1 pseudogene is annotated in these 207 nt (G+C 35.7%); it reads right to left on the bottom strand.

The annotated features are described in order from the left end of the window. A pseudogene (locus V6256_RS16305) lies at positions 1 to 207 on the bottom strand (patatin-like phospholipase family protein); the annotation flags it as partial.

Raw genomic sequence — 207 nt, 5'->3', positions numbered from 1 at the left:
TCATTTAGGGAATTAATGATTTTATCCCCTCTTAATAAACCACTCTTTGCCCAAGAAAAATCCATCAAGGCAATAACATCTAACTTACTTAACCCACATATCCATTGTTCAAAATCGTCAAGTTTACCTGCAGAATAAACGCAACCAATCAACGCACCAATTGAGCAAGCAGAAATAGACTGTATATTGTAATCATGCTCTAGTAGC

This window comes from Psychromonas aquatilis, from assembly GCF_038155185.1.
Classification (GTDB): Bacteria; Pseudomonadota; Gammaproteobacteria; order Enterobacterales; family Psychromonadaceae; genus Psychromonas; species Psychromonas aquatilis.
The sequence above is the reverse complement of the archived record's forward strand: the minus strand, read 5'-3'. Positions and strand labels throughout refer to the sequence as shown.